17 protein-coding genes are annotated in these 21,365 nt (G+C 70.8%); 9 read left to right on the forward strand and 8 right to left on the reverse strand.

The features are described 5' to 3' along the window. Positions 1-65 precede the first annotated feature (65 nt). Both lon and SRB17_RS13785 read right to left on the reverse strand, forming a co-directional pair. A complete protein-coding gene (gene lon, locus SRB17_RS13780) occupies positions 66-2,492 on the reverse strand; it encodes an endopeptidase La (RefSeq protein WP_153538464.1) in 2,427 nt (808 codons plus the stop codon). A 173-nt stretch (positions 2,493-2,665) separates the two neighbouring features. Then, positions 2,666-3,493 carry a rhomboid-like protein gene (locus SRB17_RS13785; protein WP_323375461.1) on the reverse strand — a complete coding sequence of 276 codons (828 nt, stop codon included), beginning with the start codon at positions 3,491-3,493 and terminating at the stop codon, positions 2,666-2,668. Between the two features lie 197 nt (positions 3,494-3,690). On the opposite strand from SRB17_RS13785, the gene SRB17_RS13790 reads away from it, so the two are divergent. From SRB17_RS13790 to SRB17_RS13805, 4 genes are all read left to right on the forward strand, one after another. Continuing rightward, positions 3,691-4,368 (forward strand): spermidine synthase, encoded by a 678-nt coding sequence (locus SRB17_RS13790; RefSeq protein ID WP_153538467.1) that lies wholly within the window; start codon positions 3,691-3,693, stop codon positions 4,366-4,368. Positions 4,369-4,481: 113 nt separating this feature from the next. Then, complete coding sequence (locus SRB17_RS13795; protein WP_076096483.1) at positions 4,482-5,222, forward strand: response regulator transcription factor; 741 nt, start codon at positions 4,482-4,484, stop codon at positions 5,220-5,222. Further along, the gene (locus SRB17_RS13800) at positions 5,219-6,334 is read left to right on the forward strand and encodes a HAMP domain-containing sensor histidine kinase (protein WP_153538469.1); all 1,116 of its coding nucleotides are present in this window, start codon (positions 5,219-5,221) and stop codon (positions 6,332-6,334) included. The genes SRB17_RS13795 and SRB17_RS13800 overlap by 4 nt, the downstream gene beginning before the upstream one ends. A 303-nt stretch (positions 6,335-6,637) precedes the next feature. After that, on the forward strand, positions 6,638-10,453 hold the full coding sequence (locus tag SRB17_RS13805; RefSeq protein ID WP_323375464.1) for a multifunctional oxoglutarate decarboxylase/oxoglutarate dehydrogenase thiamine pyrophosphate-binding subunit/dihydrolipoyllysine-residue succinyltransferase subunit: 3,816 nt from the start codon (positions 6,638-6,640) through the stop codon (positions 10,451-10,453). A 102-nt stretch (positions 10,454-10,555) separates the two neighbouring features. On the opposite strand, the gene SRB17_RS13810 is transcribed toward SRB17_RS13805, so the two are convergent. Together SRB17_RS13810 and SRB17_RS13815 are read right to left on the reverse strand one after the other, a co-directional pair. Then, the gene (locus tag SRB17_RS13810) at positions 10,556-10,735 is read right to left on the reverse strand and encodes a DUF6104 family protein (protein WP_003992906.1); all 180 of its coding nucleotides are present in this window, start codon (positions 10,733-10,735) and stop codon (positions 10,556-10,558) included. Positions 10,736-10,972: 237 nt separating this feature from the next. Next, the gene (locus tag SRB17_RS13815; protein ID WP_153538471.1) at positions 10,973-11,848 is read right to left on the reverse strand and encodes a hypothetical protein; all 876 of its coding nucleotides are present in this window, start codon (positions 11,846-11,848) and stop codon (positions 10,973-10,975) included. Between the two features lie 157 nt (positions 11,849-12,005). Here SRB17_RS13815 and SRB17_RS13820 point away from each other — a divergent pair, with 157 nt between their 5' ends. Continuing rightward, positions 12,006-13,004 carry a DUF4097 family beta strand repeat-containing protein gene (locus SRB17_RS13820; RefSeq protein ID WP_153538473.1) on the forward strand — a complete coding sequence of 333 codons (999 nt, stop codon included), beginning with the start codon at positions 12,006-12,008 and terminating at the stop codon, positions 13,002-13,004. 1 nt (position 13,005) lies between these two features. Further along, a complete protein-coding gene (locus tag SRB17_RS13825) occupies positions 13,006-14,049 on the forward strand; it encodes a PadR family transcriptional regulator (protein ID WP_153538475.1) in 1,044 nt (347 codons plus the stop codon). Positions 14,050-14,766: 717 nt separating this feature from the next. Here SRB17_RS13825 and SRB17_RS13830 read toward each other — a convergent pair. The 4 genes from SRB17_RS13830 to SRB17_RS13845 all read right to left on the reverse strand — a co-directional run bounded on the left by SRB17_RS13830 (position 14,767) and on the right by SRB17_RS13845 (position 18,034). After that, a complete protein-coding gene (locus SRB17_RS13830; protein ID WP_153539607.1) occupies positions 14,767-15,333 on the reverse strand; it encodes a Clp protease N-terminal domain-containing protein in 567 nt (188 codons plus the stop codon). Then, the gene (locus tag SRB17_RS13835) at positions 15,333-15,542 is read right to left on the reverse strand and encodes a helix-turn-helix domain-containing protein (RefSeq protein ID WP_121405930.1); all 210 of its coding nucleotides are present in this window, start codon (positions 15,540-15,542) and stop codon (positions 15,333-15,335) included. Before SRB17_RS13835 ends, SRB17_RS13830 begins: the two co-directional genes overlap by 1 nt. Before the next feature lie 115 nt (positions 15,543-15,657). Continuing rightward, positions 15,658-16,623 carry a zinc-binding dehydrogenase gene (locus SRB17_RS13840; protein WP_153538477.1) on the reverse strand — a complete coding sequence of 322 codons (966 nt, stop codon included), beginning with the start codon at positions 16,621-16,623 and terminating at the stop codon, positions 15,658-15,660. A 187-nt stretch (positions 16,624-16,810) separates the two neighbouring features. Beyond that, positions 16,811-18,034 carry an NADP-dependent malic enzyme gene (locus SRB17_RS13845; RefSeq protein ID WP_323375469.1) on the reverse strand — a complete coding sequence of 408 codons (1,224 nt, stop codon included), beginning with the start codon at positions 18,032-18,034 and terminating at the stop codon, positions 16,811-16,813. A 554-nt stretch (positions 18,035-18,588) separates the two neighbouring features. On the opposite strand from SRB17_RS13845, the gene SRB17_RS13850 reads away from it, so the two are divergent. From SRB17_RS13850 to SRB17_RS13860, 3 genes are read left to right on the forward strand one after another with little or no spacing between them, the layout of a single operon-like run. Then, the gene (locus SRB17_RS13850; protein ID WP_153538479.1) at positions 18,589-19,548 is read left to right on the forward strand and encodes an ABC transporter substrate-binding protein; all 960 of its coding nucleotides are present in this window, start codon (positions 18,589-18,591) and stop codon (positions 19,546-19,548) included. A 47-nt stretch (positions 19,549-19,595) separates the two neighbouring features. Next, positions 19,596-20,558 carry an amino acid ABC transporter permease gene (locus tag SRB17_RS13855; RefSeq protein ID WP_416237053.1) on the forward strand — a complete coding sequence of 321 codons (963 nt, stop codon included), beginning with the start codon at positions 19,596-19,598 and terminating at the stop codon, positions 20,556-20,558. Next, positions 20,555-21,361 (forward strand): amino acid ABC transporter ATP-binding protein, encoded by an 807-nt coding sequence (locus SRB17_RS13860; RefSeq protein ID WP_416237054.1) that lies wholly within the window; start codon positions 20,555-20,557, stop codon positions 21,359-21,361. The genes SRB17_RS13855 and SRB17_RS13860 overlap by 4 nt, the downstream gene beginning before the upstream one ends. Positions 21,362-21,365 lie beyond the last annotated feature (4 nt).

Genomic DNA, 21,365 nt, shown 5'->3' on the forward strand with positions numbered 1-21,365 from the left:
GCACCCATGGCGAAGGCCCGGGCCTCCCTCAGGAAACCCGGGCCTCGCCTTTCCCGAAGCGTCCGTCACGCCGCCACGGGAACCTCCGGCGCCGCGCCGCTCGTCGCGGGCGCGAGTGCCAGTTCCAGGACCTGGCGGACGTCGGTCACGGCGTGGACGTCGAGCTTGTCCAGCACCTCGGCCGGGACGTCGTCCAGGTCGGGCTCGTTGCGCTTGGGGATGATCACGGTGGTCACCCCGGCGCGGTGGGCGGCGAGCAGCTTCTGCTTGACGCCGCCGATGGGCAGCACCCGGCCGGTCAGCGACACCTCACCGGTCATGGCGACGTCCGTGCGGACCAGGCGGCCGGAGAGGAGGGAGGCGAGAGCGGTGGTCATGGTGATGCCCGCGCTCGGCCCGTCCTTCGGGACCGCGCCCGCCGGGAAGTGGATGTGCACACCCCGGTCCCTCAAGTCGGCCACGGGTAGCTCCAGTTCGGCGCCGTGGCTGCGCAGGAAGCTCAGCGCGATCTGCGCCGACTCCTTCATCACGTCACCGAGCTGTCCGGTCAGGGTCAGGCCCGCCGCGCCCGTCTCCGGGTCGGCTAGGGACGCCTCCACGAAGAGCACGTCACCTCCGGCGCCGGTGACCGCGAGACCGGTCGCCACGCCGGGGACGGACGTACGGCGCTCGGCCGGGTCCTGAGCGGACTCGGGCACGTGGTGCGGGCGGCCGATCAGCGCGCGCAGGTCCTCGTCCCGGACGGTGAACGGCAGCTCCCGCCGGCCGAGTTCGTGCTGGGCCGCGACCTTGCGGAGCAGCCGGGCGATGGACCGCTCCAGGGTGCGCACGCCCGCCTCGCGCGTGTACTCGCCGGCCAGCTTGCGCAGGGCGCCCTCGTCCAGCGTGACCTCGTCCTCGGCCAGTCCCGCCCGCTCCAGCTGGCGCGGGAGCAGGTGGTCGCGGGCGATGACGACCTTCTCGTCCTCGGTGTAGCCGTCGAGCCGGACGATCTCCATCCGGTCGGCGAGCGCCTCCGGGATGGCCTCCAGGACGTTGGCGGTGGCCAGGAAGACCACGTCCGACAGGTCGAGTTCGACCTCCAGGTAGTGGTCCCGGAAGGTGTGGTTCTGCGCCGGGTCCAGGACTTCGAGCAGGGCCGCGGCCGGGTCGCCGCGGAAGTCGGAGCCCACCTTGTCGATCTCGTCCAGCAGGACCACCGGGTTCATCGACCCGGCCTCCTTGATCGCCCGCACGATCCGGCCGGGCAGCGCGCCGACGTAGGTACGGCGGTGGCCGCGGATCTCGGCCTCGTCGCGGACGCCGCCGAGGGCGACGCGGACGAACTTGCGGCCCATGGCGTGCGCGACCGACTCGCCGAGGCTGGTCTTGCCGACGCCGGGCGGTCCGACCAGGGCCAGTACGGCACCGCCGCGCCGGCCGCCGATGACGCCCAGCCCGCGCTCGCTGCGCCGCTTGCGCACCGCGAGGTACTCGGTGATGCGCTCCTTCACGTCCTCGAGGCCCGCGTGCTCGGCGTCCAGGATCGCCTGGGCGCCCTGGATGTCGTACGCGTCCTCGGTCCGCTCGTTCCAGGGCATCTCCAGGACGGTGTCCAGCCAGGTGCGGATCCAGGAGCCCTCCGGGGACTGGTCGCTGGACCGCTCCAGCTTGTCGACCTCCTTGAGCGCGGCCTCCCGGACCTTCTCCGGCAGGTCGGCGGCCTCGACGCGGGCGCGGTAGTCGTCGGACTCCTCGGCCGAATCCTTGGAGTCGCCGTTCAGCTCGCGCAGTTCCTTGCGGACGGCCTCCAGCTGACGGCGCAGCAGGAACTCGCGCTGCTGCTTGTCGACGCCCTCCTGGACGTCCTTGGCGATGGTCTCGGCCACGTCCTGCTCGGCGAGGTGGTGGCGAAGGTGCTGCGTGGCGAGCTTGAGCCGGGCCACCGGGTCGGCGGTCTCCAGCAGTTCGACCTTCTGTTCGGTGCTGAGGAACGGCGAGTAGCCGGAGTTGTCGGCGAGCGCGGAGACGTCGTCGATGGCCTGGACGCGGTCCACGACCTGCCAGGCGCCGCGCTTCTTCAGCCAGGTGGTGGCGAGCGCCTTGTACTCCTTGACGAGGTCGGCGACCTGGCCCGGCAGCGGGTCGGGCACGCTCTCGTCGATGCGGGCGCCCTCGACCCACAGGGCCGCGCCGGGACCGGTGGTGCCGGCGCCGATGCGCACGCGGCTGCGGCCGCGGATCAGAGCCCCCGGGTCACCGTCGGCCAGCCGGCCGACCTGCTCGACCGTGCCGAGCACACCGGTCTTCGCGTACGTGCCGTCGATGCGTGGCACCAGCAGCAGCCTGGGCTTGCCGGGTTCCGAGCGGGCGGCGGCCTGCGCGGCCTCCACCGCGGCCCGTACCTCGGCGTCGCTCAGGTCCAGCGGAACCACCATGCCGGGCAGCACGACCTCGTCGTCGAGCGGCAGCACGGGCAGGGTGAGCGTGAACGCCGGTGACTCAGTAGCCATGATCTCCCCTTCGGCAGTCAAGTTGAGCTATGCCGACTCAACCGCGGGGAAGTGGGCTGGTGTTCCCCCGGCTTGTTCGCTCTCAGCGATCAGTTGCGCCCATGGGGGTGCCAGGGAATGAGCGTGCGCGACTGCGGGCCGGCGGTGTGCACTCGCGCAGTTCGTCGCGGCCCCTAGCGGGGCGCCTTCTGCCACCGGCGTACAAAAGGCCAGCTCGCCACGCCTATCGTCAGCGCGATCAGGTGGCCCCAGTTCGTCATCGGGTCCTCGAAGGCGGCCAGGTCGTTCAGGAGCTCAGCGGCCGTCAGGGTGAGGAGGGGCCAGCGGAGCCAGGGGGGGAGCAGGCCGCACAGGGCGCCGATGCTGGCGGCGACGCCGAAGCTGATGCCGTAGTCGAGGCGGTGCAGCGAGGTGGGCGGGAGGTGGCCGGCCAGGACGGCCAGGCCCACGGGGATCTCGGTGGCGAGCGTGGCCAGGACGTGCCCGGCGAGGAAGACGCAGGCCGCACGCGCGCCGCCGGTCCGCCGCTCCAGCGCGGTGAGCACCAGCACGAACGCCAGCGCGTACGGCGAGAGGACACCGCCCGCGATCCACAGCGCGCTCGCCGGCAGCACCACCCCCGGCATGCGCACCAGGTGGGCCACATCGGTGCTGGAGTCCTGGTAGAGGGCGTGCACCAGGGCGGGGTCGGCCAGGGCCGCGAACAGGGAGGTGACGGCCAGCACGGCCGTGTAGCCGAAGGTGAACGGGGTGCCGGTGGGAGTGGGCAGCAGGCGCCACAGCCGCGGGAGCGGAAACGGGAGTAGTGGTGCGGTGGGGCGCGGATCGGCGAAGACCGGTTCGGGAGCCGGAGCGGGCGGCGCGGCATGCCGCTGGCGTGGCACACCGTCCAGCAGGTCCGCGATCGCGGGGGCCTGGACGGCGGCGGTGCCGTCCGCGAGGGTCACGCCCGAAAGGGGCGGGGACGCGGCCACCCCAGGGCCCGTCGCGGTCCGTTCCACGATGCGGCACTCCTTCCGTTCCGCCCAACCCTTCGGATTCCAGGGGCCGCTGTCTATGACCGACGCCACGCGAGACCGGATTCACAGCAACCTCCTACGTTTCGGTTGCGTCCGCCCCTCGCCCTGTACGGTGCGCACACCAGTGCGACACCTTTAATTGCCGTGAAGGTCAAGGCACGTTCAAGCAGGATGGGGGTATGACTGCCGTGTACGACTCCCCCGTGGTCCTCGACCGACGCGACGGCCCGTACGGCGAGGTGGTGCTGCGCCGGCACGGAGCGCTGTTGCAGATCATCGCCAACGGCTGCTTCCTGATGGACACCTCCGACGGGCGCTCGGAGCGGCTGCTCGTCGACGCCGCCCACCAGGCGCTGGACGGGCGGCCGGAGCCGAAAGTGCTGATCGGCGGGCTGGGGGTGGGATTCTCACTCGCACATGCGGCGGCGGATCCCGGATGGGGGCGGATCACCGTCGTCGAGCGGGAACCCGCCGTCATCGACTGGCACCGGGACGGGCCGCTGGCGGAGGTCTCCGCCGGAGCGATCGGCGACCCGCGCACCGAGATCGTGCGGGACGATCTCGTGGCGTTCGTCAATGAGACATCCGACACGTTCGACGCGCTCTGCCTGGACATCGACAACGGCCCCGGCTGGACCGTCACGGACGACAACCACACCCTGTACTCACCGGCCGGACTGGCCGCCTGTGCAAGGGTGTTGAACCCCGGCGGGGTGCTCGCGGTATGGTCCGCCGAACCCTCTCCGGAATTTGAAGGAAGCTTGCGGAATGCCGGGTTCCGGCAGGTGCGTACCGAAGAGGTGCCCGTTGCCCGGGGCGTTCCGGACGCCGTGCACCTCGCTGTCCGCCCTGGATAGCGACAGCATGGGGGATCCCCGTAATGTGCTGCCCTGACGCGGATCATTCAAGCGTCAATCGCAGTCATGGGATCACCCCACGGGTTCCGGAAAGCAACAAGCAGGGGCGGGCGATGGAGCAGACACACACCTCCCAGAGCGGCGCGGCGACGACCACCCCGGGCGCACAGCGCCGGGTACTGGTCGTCGAGGACGATCCCACGATCGTCGACGCCATCGCGGCCCGGCTGCGCGCCGAGGGATTTCTCGTACAGACGGCTTCGGACGGCCCGGCCGCCGTCGACACGGCCGAGGCCTGGCAGCCCGACCTGCTGATCCTCGACATCATGCTGCCGGGCTTCGACGGCCTGGAGGTCTGCCGGCGGGTGCAGGCGCAGCGCCCGGTGCCGGTGCTGATGCTGACCGCGCGTGACGACGAGACGGACATGCTGGTCGGTCTCGGGGTCGGCGCGGACGACTACATGACCAAGCCGTTCTCGATGCGGGAGCTGGCCGCCCGCGTGCACGTGCTGCTGCGCCGGGTGGAGCGGGCCGCGCTGGCCGCCACCACCCCGCGCTCCGGCATCCTGCGGCTCGGCGAGCTGGAGATCGACCACGCACAGCGCCGGGTCCGGGTGAAGTCCGAGGACGTCCACCTCACGCCCACCGAGTTCGACCTGCTGGTGTGCCTGGCGAACACCCCGCGCGCGGTGCTCTCCCGGGAGCAGCTGCTGGCCGAGGTGTGGGACTGGGCGGACGCCTCCGGCACCCGTACGGTCGACAGCCACATCAAGGCGCTGCGCCGGAAGATCGGCGCCGAGCGGATCCGTACGGTGCACGGCGTCGGGTACGCGCTGGAGACGCCCACCCCATGAGCGGTGACGGGCGCCAGGCCGCGCGGAGGAGCCCCGGGGAGGATCCCTGGGGCGGCGTGCGCCCGTTCTCGATCAAGACCAAGCTGGGCGCGCTCGTCGTCATCTCGGTGCTGATCACCACCGGTCTGTCGGTGATCGCGGTGCACACCAAGACCGAGCTGCGCTTCATCACGGTCTTCTCGATGATCGCCACGCTGCTGATCACGCAGTTCGTGGCGCATTCGCTCACCATGCCGCTGGACGAGATGAACGCGGTGGCGCGGTCGATCTCCGAGGGTGACTACACCCGCCGGGTGAGCGAGGGCCGCCGGGACGAGCTGGGCGACCTGGCCCGGACGATCAACGTCATGGCGGACGAGCTGGAGGCGCAGGACCGCCAGCGCAAGGAGCTGGTCGCGAACGTCTCCCATGAGCTGCGCACCCCCATCGCGGGCCTGCGTGCCGTGCTGGAGAACATCGTCGACGGGGTCACCGAGGCCGACCCGGAGACCATGCGGACGGCCCTGCAGCAGACCGAGCGGCTCGGCCGGCTGGTGGAGACCCTGCTGGACCTGTCCCGGCTCGACAACGGCGTCGTACCGCTGAAGAAGCGGCGCTTCGAGGTGTGGCCGTACCTCTCGGGCGTGCTGAAGGAGGCCAACATGGTGGCCTCGGCACGCGCGGGCATCGCCTCCGGCTCCGGCAGCCACACCCGTACCGACGTCCATCTGCACCTGGACGTCTCCCCGCCGGAGCTGACCGCGCACGCGGATCCCGAGCGGATCCACCAGGTCGTCGCCAACCTGATCGACAACGCGGTCAAGCACAGCCCCCCGCACGGCCGGGTGACGGTGCGGGCGCGGCGCGGGCCGCAGCCGGAGTCGCTGGCGCTGGAGGTCCTCGACGAGGGCCCCGGGATACCGCGGTCGGAGTGGCACCGGGTGTTCGAGCGGTTCAACCGGGGCGCGGTGACCCGGCCGCACGGGCCGGGCAGCGACGGCGGCACCGGGCTCGGTCTGGCGATCGCCCGCTGGGCGGTGGATCTGCACGGCGGCCGGATCGGTGTGGCCGAATCCGAGCGGGGCTGCCGGATCATCGTCACTCTCCCGGGACTGTCTTCCGTCTCAAGTTGACGTAAAGTTCGAACCGGAAGCACAAGATCCACGAGTGTCCGCACCGGTGCCGTGCAGCTGGACACGTGTGATCAGGAGCAGGCCCGCGCGAGCCGTCGAACGAAGACGCGCAGGGCCGGGGCCGGTGCACCCTCCCACATGCGGAACCACGCTTGTTTCCCGCCATATCAAGCCCTGAAACAAGATTTCTGATGTGACTTACGCGACGATGACCTTGCTCGACCTGACCTTCGCGGCCGGGGAGGCGTAGCCTTTATTTCCGCTGTCCATCACCTTGTGAAGCGGAAGAGGGCGGTTGCCGCCGTGTCGCCACAGTCCCCCAGTAACCCGAGCGTCTCCACCGACGACCAAGCCGGGAAGAACCCGGCCGCCGCGTTCGGTCCGAACGAGTGGCTCGTCGACGAGATCTATCAGCAGTACCTCCAGGACCCGAATTCGGTAGACCGCGCCTGGTGGGACTTCTTCGCCGATTACAAGCCGGGTGCTCCTGCCACCCCGGCCGCGGCGGGTACTGCGGCCGCGGGGGCCGCAGAGACCACCACGGCCCCTCCGGCCCAGCCCGCGGCTCCCCAGGCCCAGCCGGCCGCTCCGGCCCCGCAGGCCGCCGCTCCGGCCGCTCCGGCCCCCGTCGCGCAGGTCCCCGCCCCCGCGGCGAAGGCGGCCGCCCCGGCCCCGGTCAAGCCGGCGCAGCCCGCACAGGCGCCCGCTCAGCCGAAGCCCAAGGCCGCTCCCGCCGCCGAGGCCGCCGAAGGCCCCGAGCTGGTGACCCTGCGCGGCCCGGCCGCCGCCGTCGCCAAGAACATGAACGCCTCCCTGGGGCTGCCGACCGCCACCTCGGTCCGCGCGGTCCCGGTGAAGCTGCTGTTCGACAACCGGATCGTCATCAACAACCACCTCAAGCGCGCCCGGGGCGGGAAGATCTCCTTCACGCACCTCATCGGGTACGCGATGGTGCAGGCCATCAAGGCCATGCCGGCGATGAACTGGTCCTTCGGCGAGAAGGACGGCAAGCCGACCCTCGTCAAGCCGCCGCACGTCAACCTCGGCCTGGCCATCGACCTGGTGAAGCCCAACGGCGACCGCCAGCTCGTCGTGGCCGCCATCAAGAAGGCCGAGACGCTGAACTTCTTCGAGTTCTGGCAGGCCTACGAGGACATCGTCCGCCGCGCCCGTGACGGCAAGCTGACGATGGACGACTTCACCGGTGTCACGGTCTCCCTGACCAACCCCGGTGGCCTCGGCACCGTCCACTCCGTGCCGCGTCTGATGCCCGGCCAGTCGGTGATCATGGGCGTCGGCTCCATGGACTACCCGGCGGAGTTCCAGGGCACCAGCCAGGACACCCTGAACAAGCTCGGCGTCTCGAAGGTCATGACGCTCACGTCGACCTACGACCACCGGGTGATCCAGGGCGCCGCCTCCGGCGAGTTCCTCCGCCAGGTCGCGAACCTGCTGCTCGGCGAGAACGGCTTCTACGACGACATCTTCGAGGCGCTGCGCATCCCCTACGAGCCGGTCCGCTGGCTGAGGGACATCGACGCGTCCCACGACGACGACGTCACCAAGGCCGCCCGCGTCTTCGAGCTGATCCACTCCTACCGGGTCCGCGGTCACGTCATGGCCGACACCGACCCGCTGGAGTACCGCCAGCGCAAGCACCCCGACCTGGACATCGTCGAGCACGGCCTCACCCTGTGGGACCTGGAGCGCGAGTTCGCCGTCGGCGGCTTCGCCGGCAAGTCGATGATGAAGCTGCGCGACATCCTCGGCGTGCTGCGCGACTCGTACTGCCGCACCACCGGCATCGAGTTCATGCACATCCAGGACCCCAAGCAGCGCAAGTGGATCCAGGACCGGGTCGAGCGCGGCCACTCCAAGCCGGAGCGCGAGGAGCAGCTGCGCATCCTGCGCCGGCTGAACGCGGCGGAGGCCTTCGAGACCTTCCTGCAGACCAAGTACGTCGGCCAGAAGCGGTTCTCGCTGGAGGGCGGCGAGTCCGTCATCCCGCTGCTCGACGCGGTGATCGACTCCGCCGCGGAGTCCCGCCTGGACGAGGTCGTCATCGGCATGGCCCACCGCGGCCGCCTGAACGTCCTCGCCAACATCGTCGGCAAGTCGTACGCGCAGATCTTCCGCGAGTTCGAGGGCAACCTCGACCCGAAGTCGATGCACGGCTCCGGCGACGTGAAGTACCACCTGGGCGCCCGCGGCACCTTCACGGGCCTGGACGGCGAGCAGATCGCGGTCTCGCTGGCCGCCAACCCGTCCCACCTGGAGACGGTCGACCCGGTCATCGAGGGCATCGCCCGCGCCAAGCAGGACATCATCAACAAGGGCGGCACGGACTTCACGGTCCTGCCGGTGGCGATCCACGGCGACGCGGCCTTCGCGGGCCAGGGCGTGGTGGCCGAGACCCTGAACATGTCGCAGCTGCGCGGCTACCGCACCGGCGGCACGGTCCACATCGTCATCAACAACCAGGTCGGCTTCACCGCGGCCCCCGAGTCCTCGCGTTCCTCCATGTACGCGACGGACGTGGCCCGCATGATCGAGGCCCCGATCTTCCACGTGAACGGCGACGACCCGGAGGCCGTGGTCCGCGTGGCCCGTCTGGCCTTCGAGTTCCGCCAGGCGTTCAACAAGGACGTGGTGATCGACCTCATCTGCTACCGGCGCCGCGGTCACAACGAGTCGGACAACCCGGCCTTCACCCAGCCGCTGATGTACGACCTGATCGACAAGAAGCGCTCGGTGCGTAAGCTCTACACCGAGTCCCTGATCGGTCGCGGCGACATCACCCTGGAAGAGGCCGAGCAGGCCCTGCAGGACTACCAGGGGCAGCTGGAGAAGGTCTTCACGGAGGTCCGCGAGGCCGTCACGGCCCAGCAGGGCACCGGCCCGGTGTCGGACCCGCAGGCGGACTTCCCGGTCGCCGTGAGCACCGCGATCTCCTCGGAGGTCGTCAAGCGCATCGCCGAGTCCCAGGTCAACATCCCGGACTCCTTCCACGTGCACCCGCGTCTGCTGCCGCAGCTGCAGCGCCGGGCGACGATGGTCGAGGACGGCACGATCGACTGGGGCATGGGCGAGACCCTCGCGGTCGGCTCCCTGCTGCTGGAGGGCACCCCGGTCCGGCTGTCCGGCCAGGACTCCCAGCGCGGCACCTTCGGCCAGCGCCACGCGGTCCTCATCGACCGCGAGACGGGCGAGGAGTACACCCCGCTGCAGTACCTCGCCGAGGAGCAGGCGCGCTACAACGTCTACAACTCCCTGCTGTCCGAGTACGCGGTCATGGGCTTCGAGTACGGCTACTCGCTGGCCCGCCCCGACGCGCTCGTGATGTGGGAGGCGCAGTTCGGCGACTTCGTCAACGGCGCCCAGACGGTGGTCGACGAGTACATCTCGGCGGCCGAGCAGAAGTGGGGCCAGACGTCCGGCGTCACCCTGCTCCTGCCGCACGGCTACGAGGGCCAGGGCCCGGACCACTCCTCGGCCCGTGTCGAGCGGTTCCTCCAGCTCTGCGCCCAGAACAACATGACGGTCGCCATGCCGACCCTGCCGTCGAACTACTTCCACCTCCTGCGGTGGCAGGTGCACAACCCGCACCACAAGCCGCTGATCGTCTTCACCCCGAAGTCGATGCTGCGCCTGAAGGCCGCCGCGTCGAAGACGGAGGAGTTCACGTCGGGTCAGTTCCGTCCCGTCATCGGCGACGCGACGGCGGACCCGGCCGCGGTCCGCAAGGTCGTCTTCGTGGCCGGCAAGCTGTACTACGACCTCGAGGCCGAGCGGCAGAAGCGCGGCGTGACCGACACCGCGATCATCCGCATCGAGCGGCTGTACCCGCTGCCGGGTGCCGAGCTCCAGGCGGAGATCAAGAAGTACCCGAACGCCGAGAAGTACCTGTGGGCGCAGGAGGAGCCGGCGAACCAGGGTGCGTGGCCGTTCATCGCGCTCAACCTGATCGACCACCTGGACCTCGCGGTCGGCGCGGACGTCCCGCACGGCGAGCGCCTGCGGCGCATCTCGCGTCCGCACTCCTCCTCGCCGGCGGTGGGCTCCGCGAAGCGCCACCAGGCCGAGCAGGAGCAGCTGGTGCGTGAGGTGTTCGAGGCGTAGGCCTCCGCCGGTTCAGCCGACGCTCAGGGCCCGGTACCGAGTTCTTCCTCGGTACCGGGCCCTTTGCCTCTTCTGCCGCTTCGTGGACGTGGTCGAGAGTCGTTACTCGTCGTCCTCGTCGTCGAGCCGGGCGAGCCACGTGGCCAGCCGCTCTACGGGCACCTCGAAGTCGGGGTTGAGATCCACGAACGTGCGCAGCTGCTCGGCAAGCCACTCGAAGGTGACCTCCTCCTCGCCGCGCCGCTTCTCCAACTCCTCGATACCGCGGTCCGTGAAGTACATGGGGTGCGTCTCCTGCGTGAACATCCGTGCCGGTGATGGCTGCAACTACAGCGTATGCAATGTTCGGGGGTGGACCGTCAGGGGTCCGGAGGCTGTGGGCAGTCGTGCCTCCGCCAGGGCGGCACGGGTGCGCACTGGGGATACCCCCTCTGGCCCCGCCCCCGCTCAGGCGCAGCTCAGGGCACCCCGGAGGCCGACCGGCGGCAGCGCACCGCGCCGTGGCCCCGGGGCGCGCTGTCAGCCATGCCCGCGCATTCCCTCGTACGCCATCCCCAGCGCGCCGTGGGCCAGCAGCAGTACCCCCGCCGCGACCCATCCCGCGCTCCGTCGCCAGATCCCCCACACGGTGACCGGCGCTCCCACCCCCACCTGTGCCATCCCGAGCCACCGAGCCCGCGGATCGCCCGAACCCGGCAACCACACGCCGAGCCCGGGCTCTGCGCCGCGGCTCGTCTCACCCGGCACGGGTTCCGTCCGCACCACCGCCTCCCGCCACCCGGCCCCCTCGACCCACCGCACCCCGCCCGACGCCCCCGCCGCCGCCTCCAGCAGCCCTTCGGCGCTCTCCCCCGGCACGAGACCCGCGGGCAACGCGACACCCGCGCGCGTGAGGACGGCGATCAGCCCCCGCATCCGTGCCCGCCCGTCCGCGTCGGAGGCCGGCGCCGTCAGCCCGTCCAGGGCCTGGACGTCCAGCACCGGATCCAGCCCCAGCCGAGCCGCGAAGGTCCGCATGGCCTCGTCCTCCCCCGCCGGCCTGCCGTCGGCCAGCCAGACGTACCCCACGGGGCGCCGGAAGCCCGACGCGAGGGTGTAACCGACCCGGTCGGCGTCCCACCACAGCGCGAGCACGGGCCAGGACGACCCGACGGCGAGCGCTGAGGCCCATCCGGTGAGCACCCGGTCGACCGGGTCGCTCCCGGCACCGGTCCCCCGGAAAGGACGCCCCTCCGGTACCAGGACGGTCCAGCGTTCGCCCGCGCGCAGGAGCGCCATCCGCTCGTGCAGCAGCGGGGCGAGAAGCGCGACGGACTCCGGCTCGGCCCGGCACAGCAGCAGGGCCCCGGTGGCGGCGGCGGCCCGTTGTCCGCCCTGGAACGCGTCCGTCGGCATGCCCACACGCTAGGCAGTTCGCCCACCTCACGCCCGATATGAGGCGTGGGCACTCACGCGAAAGAGTGCCTTGACTTCCGACGGCCACGATATATCGTGTTTCACAGAGGACGCGATATGGCGTGTCATACCCGTGCCTGGCCCTAGGAGGTCTCCCATGCCCGAGTGGTCCGTCGACGAGCCCCAGAAGCTGACCTTCGACTCCCGCGTGAGCGACCTCCAGGTCCGCATCGTCAACGGAACGGTGAACGTGGTGGGCACGGACGAAGGTTCCGCCCGCCTGGAGATCTCGGAGATCGAAGGCCCACCCCTGGTGGTCACCCAGCAGGGCGACACCCTGACGGTGGCCTACGAGGACCTGCCCTGGAAGGGCTTCCTCAAGTGGCTCGACCGCAAGGGCTGGCGGCGCAGCGCGGTCGTCTCCCTGGCGGTGCCCGCCGACACCCGCGTCGAGGTGGGCGTGGTCGGCGCCGGTGCGGTCGTCTCGGGCATCCGCGGCCCAGCGGTGGTCAAGGGAGTGACCGGTGACACGACTCTGGTCGGCGTCTCGGGCCCGGTCCGCGCGGACACCGTGTCGGGCAACCTGGAGGCCCAGGCGGTCACCGGCGACCTGCGGTTCAACTCGGTCTCGGGGGACCTGACGGTGGTCGAGGGTTCCGGCCGCTCCGTCCGCGCCGACTCCGTCAGCGGCTCCATGATCATCGACCTGGACCCGGACGGCCCGACCGAGGTCAGCCTCACCAGCGTCTCCGGTGAGATCGCCATCCGCCTGCCGCACCCGGCGGACGCCGAGGTGGAGGCCAACACGGCGAGCGGCACGATCTCCAACGCCTTCGACGGACTGCGGGTGCACGGCCAGTGGGGCGCCCACAAGATCACCGGCCGCCTCGGCGCGGGCACGGGCAGGCTGCGGGCCACCACGGTCTCCGGCTCGATCGCCCTGCTGCGCCGCCCGCCGCGCGAGGAGGAAGAGGCGCACACCTCGTGGGGGACCCGGCCCACCGAGCCCTCCGGGACCCCACGGGACGCCGGCACCGCCCCCGCCGCCGGAGCCGCGGCCGCTCCGGGGGACAATTCCGTCTCCGGCCAGGGCGCCGACGCCTCCGACGGCACCGACGCCCCGGCCGACGGCACGACCGACAAGAAGGTGCTCTGACATGCCCCCCGTCTTCGCCCACGGGCGCCTCCGCCTGTACCTGCTCAAGCTGCTCGACGAGGCCCCGCGCCACGGCTACGAGGTGATCAGGCTCCTCGAGGAACGCTTCCAGGGGCTGTACGCGCCCTCGGCGGGCACGGTCTACCCCCGGCTGGCCAAGCTGGAGGCCGAGGGCCTGGTCAGGCACACCACCGAGGGCGGCCGCAAGGTGTACGCCATCACGGACGCGGGCCGCGCCGAACTGGCCGACCGCAGCGGTGAGTTGGCCGACCTGGAGCTGGAGATCCGCGAGTCGGTCGCCGAACTGGCCGCCGAGATAAAGGCCGACGTGCGCGGTGCGGCCGGCGATCTGCGCCGCGAGATGCGCGCCGCCGCGTCCGAGGCCCGTCGCGGCGCGAAGGCGGGCGGCGGCGCGGGTTCCTACGGGGAGTACGGCGACCTCGGCGACAAGGAGGCCTGGAAGACCGCCAAGGAGGAGATGCGCCGGGTCAAGCAGGAGTGGAAGGAACAGGCCCGCCGCGCCAAGGACGAGAGCCGCCGGGCCCGCGAGGAGGCCCAGCGGGCCCGCCGTCAGGCCCAGGAGGCACAGGCGCGGGCGCGGGCCCAGGCGCAGGAGGAGATGCAGCGCATCGCCCGCCAGGTCCAGGACCGCGTCCAGGACCACTTCGCCCAGGGCGACTGGCCGACGGGCGTCCGCGAGGGCCTGTCCGAACTGGCCAGGGAACTGGGCGACTTCGGCAAGGCCTGGGGCTCCCCCCGCACCCCCGGGGAACCGGCCGCGAAGCCCGCCGACACACCGTCGGACGCGCACTACGTCGCCCCCGACGAGGACTTCCCGGCCGAGTACGAACCCACCTGGGCCCACGAGGACGCCACCGGCGACCCGGCGCGCGACCTGGACCGTCTCCTGGACCGCTTCCGCGACGACATCCGCGACGCGGCCCGCGACCACGGAGTCACCCCCACCCAGCTCCGGGAGGCCCGCCGCCATCTGTCCACAGCGGCGGCCCACATCGGCGCACTCCTGCGGACACCGAAGGCCTGACGGGGAGGACGGCCGTCGGCCCGAGGGAGCAAGGTGGGCAGCCGGCCTGAGCAAGCAGGGTGGGCAGCCGGCCTGAGCAAGCAGGGCGAGCAGCCGGCCTGGGCAAGCAGGGCGAGCAGCCGGCCCGAGGAAGCAGGATGGGCAGCCCGCCCGAGGAAGCAGGGCAGGCAGCCCACCCGGGGGAGCGGGGCGGGCAGCCCGCCGGGGGGAGCAGGGTGGACAGCCGGCCTGGGCAAGCAGGGCGGGTTGCCTGCCCGAGGGCAGGACAGGCAGCCCACCCGGGGGGGCAGGGCGAGCAGACCGCCGGGGGAAGCAGGGCGGGTTGCCTGCCCGAGGGCAGGACAGGCAGCCCACCCGGGGGAGCAGGGCGAGCAGACCGCCGGGGGAAGCAGGGCGGACAGCCGGCCTGGGCAAGCAGGGCGAGCAGCCGGCCCGAGGAAGCAGGACAGGCAGCCAGAGGGAGCAGGGCAGGCAGCCAGCCAGGGCGGGCACCCCACCGGAGGGAGCAGAGCGGGCCGGCCCGAGCATGTGGGGCGGGTTGCCGGCACAGGGGAGCAGGGCGAGCAGCCGGCCTGAGCCCTGAGCAAGCGGGGCGGGTTGGCGGCGCAGGGGGGCGGGGCGGGCAGCCGGTCCGGGGGGAACGCCTGCCCATCCCCCGGCCGCTGCCTACCGCGAAGGCGGGACGGCGACCGGCCGGTGCCTCGGCCGAGCCGCGCCTCAGCCGGCCTGTGCCTCCCCCGCGCCGTACAGCACGCGGGTCACCGACGCGTGTGTCACCCCGTGGTCCGCCAGCACCTCGCCCACCACCCCGGGCAGGAGGGTCAGCGCCAGCAGCAGGTGCTCGTCCCCGATGTGGCGGTCGCGGTGCCCGACGGCGACCCGCAGCGAGCGCTCCAGGACGTTCCTGGCACCCCGGCCGAAGCCCGGCCGCCGTCCCGGCCACCGGCGCCGGTCCTCCGGGTCGCCGGACATCGCCCCGGCACCGTGCGCCTCCTCGACCCGGGCGACGATCTCCGACACGTCGATCCCCAGGCCCGCCAGCGCGTCCGAGTCGGCCCGCGACAGCCCGGCCCGCCGCCGCGCCTCGTCCAGCGCCTCCCGTACGGACGCCTTGCGCTCCCCGAGCCCCAGCGCTGCCAGCGCGAAGGAGGCACGGCTGCCCTCACGGTCGAGAAGGGCGAGCAGCAGGTGCTCGGCACCGACGGTCTGTTCACCCGAGCGTTCACAGTGGACGAGCGCGCCCTTCACGACCTCGCGGGCGTCCTTGGTGAAGCGTTCGAACATCATTGCCTCCCGTACTTCTTGTGCACGGCCTGCCTGCTGACGCCGAGCTCCGCGGCGATCTCCTGCCACGACCAGCCCTGATTGCGCGCACTGCGCACCTGCACCGCCTCCAGCTGCTCCAGCAGCCTGCGCAGCGCGGACACGGCCCGCAGTCCGACCCGCGGATCACGGTCGCCGGCGCGCTCGGCAAGATCGGTTGCTTCGGTCATGATGTCAACCTACGTTGACATCACCCCCATGTCAACCCCGGTTGACATGGCCCGGCATGCGAAAGGGCGGGCCCGGACACCCGGACCCGCCCGACGACCGCTGTCCCGAAGGACCTCAGGAGTTGGTGAGCACGATCTTCCCGAACTGCTCGCCGGACGCAAGCCGTTCGAAGCCCTCTCGGGCCCGGTCCAGCGGCAGCTCCTCGTCGATGACGGGCCGTACCCCGGTGGCGGCGCAGAAGGAGAGCAGGTCCTCCAGCTCCTCCTTGGTGCCCATGGTGGAGCCGACGACCTTCAGTTCGAGGAAGAAGATCCGGGTCAGCTCGGCGTGCGCGGGCCGGTCCCCGCTGGTGGCGCCGGAGATGACGATCGTGCCGCCGGGCCGCAGCGACTTCACCGAGTGGGACCAGGTGGCGGCGCCGACGGTCTCGATGACGGCGTCCACCCGCTGCGGCAGCCGGGCCCCGGTTTCCACCGCCTCCACGGCCCCGAGCTCCAGCGCCCGCTTCCGCTTGGCCTCGTCCCGGCTGGTCGCGAACACGCGCAGCCCCGCCGCCTTGCCGAGCACGATCGCGGCCGTGGCGACACCGCCGCCCGCGCCCTGCACGAGGACCGAGTCCCCGGGCCGTACCCCGGCGTTGGTGAACAGCATCCGGTACGCGGTCAGCCAGGCCGTCGGCAGACAGGCCGCCTCGGCGAAGGACAGCTCCTTGGGCTTGGGCAGCACGTTCCAGGTCGGCACGGCGACCTGTTCGGCGAAGGTGCCCTGGTAGCGCTCGGTGAGGATGGAGCGCGGCTCGTCCGGGCCGACGCCGTGGCCGGTCTGGCCGATGACGGAGTGCAGGACGACCTCGTTGCCGTCCTGGTCGACGCCGGCGGCGTCGCAGCCGAGGATCATCGGCAGCTTGTCCTCCGCGAGGCCGACGCCCCGCAGGGACCAGAGGTCGTGGTGGTTGAGGGAGGCGGCACGCACCGTGATGGTGCTCCAGCCGGGCCGGGCCTCGGGAGCCGGACGCTCCCCCAACTCCAGGCCGTCGAGCGGCTGGTCGCGGTCGATTCGGGCGGCGTAGGCAGCGAACATGCAGCCGACGATAGGTGCGCCAACCAGCCGACGGAACCGCGGGGGCCTGTGACACATGCCCTCTTGCCCACGGCCACCCATGCAGCGCAGCCCGGCACCGACCCGTCAAGGCCACCTGCGGCAGCACCAGATGCGGGCGGGAAAGAAAATGGCCCCGCCCAAACGGACGGGGCCATTCAACGCAACGTCAGCGACGAGCAACGCCCTCGGCACGAGCAGCGGCCGCCACCGCCGCGGTAACCGCCGGAGCGACCCGCTCGTCGAACGGCGACGGAATCACATAGTCGGCGGCAAGGTCATCCCCCACCACCGCGGCCAGCGCCTCGGCGGCAGCGATCTTCATCCCCTCGGTGATCCGAGTCGCCCGCACCTGCAGCGCGCCCGCGAAGATGCCCGGGAACGCCAGCACGTTGTTGATCTGGTTCGGGAAGTCGGACCGCCCGGTCGCGACCACGGCCGCGTACTTGTGGGCGACCTCCGGGTGCACCTCGGGGTTCGGGTTGGCCATCGCGAACACGAAGGCGCCCTCGGCCATGGAGGCCACGGCCTCCTCCGGGACCGTACCGCCGGAGACGCCGATGAAGACGTCCGCGCCCGCGAGGGCGTCCTCCAGCGAGCCGCTGATGCCGGCCTTGTTGGTGAAGCCCGCGAGCTCCCGCTTGACCGGGGTCAGGTCCTCCCGGTCGGCCGAGACCACGCCCTTGCGGTCCGCCACCGCCACGTCGCCGATGCCGGCCTCGACCAGCATCTTGGCGATGGCCACACCGGCCGCGCCGGCGCCCGAGATGACGGCCCGCAGCTGCCCGATCTCGCGCCCGCTGAGCCGCGCCGCGTTGCGCAGCGCCGCGAGCGTCACGACGGCCGTACCGTGCTGGTCGTCGTGGAAGACCGGGATGTCCAGGCGCTCCTGGAGCCGGCGCTCGATCTCGAAGCACCGGGGTGCCGAGATGTCCTCCAGGTTCACTCCGCCGAAGGACGGGGCGAGCCGGACGACGGTCTCGACGATGTCGTCCACGTCGGTGCAGTCGAGCGCGATCGGCACCGCGTCGACGCCGCCGAACTGCTTGAACAGGATCGCCTTGCCCTCCATCACCGGGAGGGAGGCCTCGGGACCGATGTCCCCGAGTCCGAGCACGGCCGTACCGTCGGTCACGACGGCGACCACCGACGACTTCCACGTGTAGTCGTTGACCAGCTCCGGCTGTTCCGCGATCGCGGTGCACACGCGCGCGACGCCGGGCGTGTACGCGAGGGAAAGGTCGTCCTTGTCGCGGACCGGCACGGTGGCCTGCACAGCCATCTTGCCGCCGCGGTGCAGCGCGAACACCGGATCGAAGGAATCGAGGGGCTCGGCCCCGCCGTCCTGGTCCGGTTTGCTGTCGCTGCGAGGATTGACGATCTCCGCTGCCACTTTGTTGTACCCCTTAGGTATGCATGGTTTGAGGGTCGACCACTCCTGGTGAGGGGTGGGCGGGCACCGCGTACCGCCCGATTGCTGATACGTACGGGCCATACGCGACGGGCGCGCCGCACACGCGCCCTGAGCCCCGGATGAGGGGTGTAAAGAACCTTCTTACCGGACGGACGGTGCCCACGACGAGTCCATTAGGTGCAAGGTCACATCTCGGAACCGGAAAGCCACACCGAGGTGACACGCGGCTGACAACCGCGCGGGGCGCGTGAAGACGCTGGTACGCAGGCGCCCGCGCTGACCACATCGTGAGACGTGCCGAAGATTCTCCGGCCGGATGACTGGATTCCCGCAGATGGTTCGGTGGTGAACGACCAAGGATGTACCGACCTGATGCGGTTCGGGGGTGACCCGTTATCCGATTTTGACATGTCGGCCCCCCTGGATGGCGTAGTCCGAATGGCAAGATGCGGTAAACCCACGAGGTCGCGACACCCGAAGGTGTGTGCTCTCGCTGACCATCGGCACCTTTCCCATCCGCCGGAGGAACCACGATGACCGCAAGCTCCACCCGTCGTACGAACGCCGCACGCTCCCGTCTGGCAGCGGCCGGTGTGATCGCGGTCGCGGGCGCCCTGCTGCTCACCGGCTGCGGTGACCAGACCAAGAACGACGACAAGGGCTCCAACAGCGCGTCCACGGCCGGTGCCCCCCTGGCCGACAAGCTCCCGAAGGAGATCCGGGACAAGGGCAAGATCGAGGTCGGTTCGGACATCGCGTACGCCCCGGTGGAGTTCAAGGACTCCTCCGGCAAGGCGGTCGGTCTGGACCCGGACCTCGCGGCGGCCATGGGCAAGCAGCTCGGCGTGACGCTGGAGTTCCAGAACGGCACGTTCGACGCCCTGCTCACCGGCCTGCGCTCGGGCCGCTACGACATAGCCATGTCGGCCATGACCGACAACAAGAACCGCCAGGAGGGCGTCGACCCGGACACGGGCAAGAAGGTCGGCGAGGGCGTCGACTTCGTCGACTACCTGACCGCCGGTGTCTCCATCTACACCCGCAAGGGCGACACCCAGGGCATCAACGGCTGGTCGGACCTGTGCGGCAAGAAGATCGCCGTGGAGCGCGGCACCGTCTCGGAGGACCTGGCCAAGCAGGAGGCCAAGAAGTGTCCGGGCGGCAAGAAGCTCACCATCGAGCCCTTCGACGACGACCAGCAGTCCCAGACCCGGCTGCGCTCGGGCGGTGTGGACGCGGCCTCCTCCGACTTCCCGGTCGCCGCGTACGCGGTGAAGACCTCCGGCGGCGGCAAGGACTTCCAGGTCGTCGGCCAGCAGGTCGAGGCGGCGCCGTACGGCATCGCCGTGGCCAAGAAGGACACCCAGCTGCGGGACGCGCTGCAGGCCGCGATGAACGCGATCATCAAGAACGGCGAGTACGCCAAGATCCTCCAGAAGTGGGGTGCCCAGGACGGCGCCGTCAAGGAGTCCGCGATCAACGGCGGCAAGTGACCCGCGGAAGCAGCGGAGGCAGAAGCGGCCACTGAGAGGCAACACGCGTGACTGACATCGAGAAGACGGCCGGAAAGGGCCCCGGGGAGGGCGCTGGGGAAAACCCCGTTCCCCCGGCCGGCCCGGAGGCCATCAGGGCCGTCCCGGTCCGGCACTACGGGCGGTACATATCCGCCCTCATCGCCATCGGGATACTCGTGGCGATCATCTACGCCTTCAGCCAGGGAAAGATCAACTGGCATGCGGTGCCGGAGTACTTCTTCGACCACCGGATCATGACCGGTGTCGGCAAGACCCTCCTGCTGACGGTCCTGTCGATGCTGATCGGCATCGTCCTGGGCATCGTCCTGGCGGTGATGCGGCTGTCGAAGAACCCGGTGACCTCGTCGATCGCCTGGTTCTACATCTGGTTCTTCCGCGGCACCCCGGTCCTGGTCCAGCTGTTCCTGTGGTTCAACCTGGGCCTGGTCTTCGAGTACATCAATCTGATGCCGTTCTACAAGGACTACTGGTCGAACTTCATGACGCCGCTGCTGACGGCGCTGCTCGGCCTGGGTCTGAACGAGGCGGCGTACATGGCCGAGATCTGCCGGGCGGGTCTGCTCGCGGTGGACGAGGGCCAGACCGAGGCGGCCCACGCGCTGGGCATGAGCCACGGCAAGACCCTGCGCCGGGTGATCATCCCGCAGGCGATGCGCGTGATCGTGCCGCCGACGGGCAACGAGGTCATCAACATGCTGAAGACGACCTCACTCGTGGCGGCCGTCCAGTATCCCGAGCTGTTCCGCTTCGCCCAGGACATCGGCCAGAACTCCGGCGCCCCGGTGGAGATGTACTTCCTCGCCGCGGCCTGGTACCTGATCATGACCTCGGTACTGAGCGTCGGCCAGTACTACATCGAGCGCTACTACGCCCGCGGTTCCAGCCGCCAGCTGCCGGCGACCCCGTGGCAGAAGGTCAAGGCCAACATGCTCTCGCTGGGCCGGCCGAAGGGAGCGGTGAGCGCATGACCGACGAGCTGAGCAAGGCCCAGGACACCCCGCCTCAGGACACGGTGCCGATGGTCAGGGCGCAGGGCGTGCACAAGTCCTTCGGCCATGTCGAGGTACTCAAGGGCATCGACCTGGAGGTGAAGCCGGGCGAGGTGTTCTGCCTGATCGGCCCCTCCGGCTCCGGCAAGTCGACGTTCCTGCGCTGCATCAACCACCTGGAGAAGATCAACGCCGGCCGGCTGTACGTCGACGGCGAGCTGGTCGGCTACCGCCAGAAGGGCGACAAGCTGTACGAGCTGAAGGACAGCGAGGTCGCGCGCAAGCGCCGGGACATCGGCATGGTCTTCCAGCGCTTCAACCTGTTCCCGCACATGACGGCGCTGGAGAACGTCATGGAAGCGCCGGTCCAGGTCAAGGGCGTGAACAAGGCGCAGGCCCGGGAGCGGGCCGGGCAGCTGCTCGACCGCGTGGGCCTGGCCGACCGGGCCGGGCACTACCCCTCGCAGCTCTCCGGCGGCCAGCAGCAGCGGGTGGCGATCGCCCGGGCCCTCGCCATGGATCCGAAGCTGATGCTGTTCGACGAGCCGACCTCGGCGCTGGACCCGGAGCTGGTCGGTGACGTCCTGGACGTCATGCGGGACCTGGCCGAGTCCGGTATGACCATGGTCGTCGTCACCCACGAGATGGGCTTCGCCCGTGAGGTGGGCGACAGCCTGGTGTTCATGGACGAGGGCGTGGTGGTGGAATCGGGCCGTCCCCGCGATGTCCTGACGAACCCTCAGCACGAGCGGACGCAGGCGTTCCTGTCCAAGGTGCTGTAACGGC

It is taken from the genome of Streptomyces sp. RB17 (assembly GCF_009604455.1).
Taxonomy (GTDB): Bacteria; Actinomycetota; Actinomycetes; order Streptomycetales; family Streptomycetaceae; genus Streptomyces.